This window comes from Ilumatobacter sp. (assembly GCF_041688325.1).
Classification (GTDB): Bacteria; Actinomycetota; Acidimicrobiia; order Acidimicrobiales; family Ilumatobacteraceae; genus Ilumatobacter_A.
Genome location: NZ_JBDNIJ010000398.1, coordinates 1 through 3,214 on the forward strand (window position 1 = coordinate 1; position 3,214 = coordinate 3,214).

Genomic DNA, 3,214 nt, shown 5'->3' on the forward strand with positions numbered 1-3,214 from the left:
CGGGGGGAGGGCCCGCCGTGGCCCGGCCCGGAGAAGTGGGTTCAGACATTTGCACCTGGGTGTTCGGGCGCGGGTCGTGCCATGTTGAGCGTCGGCAAAGTCGGGCCCGGAAACGCGGGCTACTACCAGTCAGCGGTCGTTGCCGGGGTGGAGGACTACTACGCCGGCGACGGCGAGGCGCCGGGGCGTTGGATTGGTCGGTCGGATCTGGTGGGTGCTGTCGCCGGAAGTCTGGCGACTGCCGTTGACGCCGGACTGCTGTTGGAAGCAAAGTGTGCTCCCGACGGCACGCAGCTCGGTCGAACGACGGTGACGGAGCGATCGGTGACAGCGTTCGACCTGACGTTCTCGGCACCGAAGTCGGTGAGTGTGCTCTACGCGCTCGGTGACCACGATGTGGTGGCTGCGGTCGAGGATGCTCACACAGCGGCTGTCGTGCAGGCGGTCGCGTCGGTGTCGCCGCGGATTGCGTACACGCGGACTGGTCACGCCGGCGCCGCGGTCGTGGATACCGACGGTGTGTTCGGCATCCGTTATCGGCATCGGACAAGCAGAGCCCTCGATCCGCAGCTCCACGATCACGTACTCATCTCGAATGCGGTGCGGACCGTGTCCGATGGTCAGTGGCGCACGCTCGACGCACGCGGTCTGTATCGACAGGCAAAGGCGGCCGGCGTCGAGTACCAGACGCATTTGCGGGCTGGCTTGAACGGGTCGTTGGGCGTGGAGTTCGGCGAGATCGACGCGAACGGCCAGGCCGACATCGTCGGAATCGATGACACGGTGCTGGTCGAGTTCTCGACGCGCACGCTCGACATCGAGTCGGGGGTCGAGCAGTGGGTTGCGGGCTTCGTTGAGCGCGAAGGTCGCGACCCGACGCCGGCCGAGGTCGGCAAGGCGCACAAGACAATCACGCTCGCCACGCGTGGCGCGAAGCCTGCCGATGCCGGGCTGGCGACATCAACACTTCGTGACCGCTGGAGGGCACGGGCGAACGAGTTGGTCGATGTCGATCAGATGCTCGCAAGCACGCTGTCCAATTCATCGCAACAAGCCGAGGTGGCCCGGCCGTCGATCGATGAGGTGCTCGAAGCAGTCGAGACCAAACATGCTGAGTGGGCCGAACCGCAGTTGATCGAACAGATCGCGATGCGCGTCACCGGGCCCGATCCGGTCACGATTGCGGCGACGATCGAAGAAGTTCGTGGCGAGGCAATGGCATCTGTTGGTGTCGTCGACCTCACACCGGCTGCCGAGCCAGGTGACATGGTGCGCGCCTCGGATGGCCGACCCGTGCGCATGCCGCCGTCTGCGGTGCGGTACACGACGAGCCGACATCTGCTGCGAGAGGTCGAGATCGTCGACTGGGCGCAATCGAGCGACGTTGGTCGTCATCGGGCCGTGACCGTCGATGCTGCAACGGTTGAGGGTCTCGATGATTCCCAAGCGGCAGCGGTGGCGGTGATGCTCACCGAGCCTCGTCCGGTCATCACGGTGGTCGGCCCGGCGGGGACGGGCAAGACCCGGATGCTCGCTGCAGCGGTGGCCGCGTGGACGGCGGTCGGTGTTGAGGTCTTCGGTGTCGCGCCGTCAGCGACGGCGGCCCAGGAACTTCGAGATGGTGCCGGTGTCAGGTCGGACACGTTGCACAAGCTCGTCGACGAGCACACGACCAAACAGCAACGCGGCCAGGGCCCGCCGAGCGGAGTCTGGGACTTGCCGACGGGATCAGTGGTGATCATCGACGAAGCAGGCATGGTCGACACACGGCTCCTCCACGAGTACGCAGAGATCGCTCGGCGCAAGAACTGGCGGACGATCCTCGTCGGCGATCACCGACAGCTCGGCTCGGTCGATGCCGGCGGCATGTTCGCCGAACTCGTCAACGACCCCGAGGTCGTCACGGTCGAACTCGACACCCTGCATCGCTTCGAGCACCCCTGGGAGGCCGCCGCCTCACTCGGCCTTCGTAACGGCGACCCGAACGTTGTCGACATCTACAAACAACACGGTCGCATCCACGGCCACGGCGACCTGGTCGCAGCAATCGAAGCTGTGGCCGACGAAGCATTCGCGGGGATCGTCGAGGGCCGCAATGTGTTGGTGATGGCGCCGACCAACAGGGTCGTCGACGAACTGAACGCCACCCTGACCGACCGGCTCGTTCAAGCGGGCTGGCTCGACCCCGATGAACGGATCGAGATCGGCGGCCACGTCTTTCACCCCGGCCAACCTGTCGTCACGCGAGCCAACAACCGGACACTCACCTACGGGCCTGACGATGAAGAGTGGGTCCGCAACGGTGACCGATGGACCGTCATCGCCGGCACGGAAGACGAGCTGTACCTCACCAATATCGACAACGGACTCCGTCACGCAATCCCCGCCGACTACATCGCAGCAGGCAACCTGACGGTCGACTACGCCTCGACCATCAATCGGGCCCAAGGCTCCACCGTCGACGAAGCACACCTCATCATCGATGAGCGCACGAACGCCAAACAGCTCTACGTCGGAATGACCCGAGGTCGCAGCGGCAACCACATCCACGTCGCACCGCCGGCCTTCGACCCCGACTCACACGGACCGCACCAGAGTGCCGACAACTGGACGCCAGGAGGTGCGGTCGCTGCAGCCCTCGATCGAGAAGCGGAGAACACCAGCGCCATCGCTCGGCGTCGAGATCTCCGTGCGCTCTCAGGGCAATCAAGCAGTCCGCTGCGATCGCTTGACGGGGGAGTGGTTCCACAGTCCGATGCCGACAGCGACCGTGTCGCATCAGCAATGCGACGGCTTCAGCAACTCACGCGTCGACCGAGTCGAGGGCCCGAGAGGTAGCCGTGTTGATATGGGCGCCATTGGGCCAAACGCGTTCAACGCCTACCCGATCAGATGTGAGGATATCGGACGGTGTCGAGCGTGTCCGGCTCGCGTGATTATGGAGCGGGGTCCGAGTCGCTGGGAGCGCACGACTTCGCCGGTTATGTGTGGTTTGTTGGGTTGTTTGTGGTCGGATCTTGTGCCGGGCCTTTTGCGAGGCTGTCGTGTCCGGGCCCCTTTGAACATTTCCGTACGTGACGGTTGACGGTTGACGGTTGACGGTTGACGGTTGACGGTTGACGGTTGACGGATCTACGTTCGGGTACACAACCGAGCGTGCCTGGGCATTGGTGCACTTCCTGAATGGAAAGCGGCCACCTCTGTCATGGTGAAG

Annotated in this window: 1 protein-coding gene; it reads left to right on the top strand. The window is 64.5% G+C overall.

The features are described from left to right. Positions 1-81: 81 nt before the first annotated feature. Positions 82-2,838: a MobF family relaxase gene (gene mobF / locus ACH2EI_RS19945; protein ID WP_395161295.1), complete on the top strand. Its 2,757-nt coding sequence runs from the start codon at positions 82-84 to the stop codon at positions 2,836-2,838. Positions 2,839-3,214 lie beyond the last annotated feature (376 nt).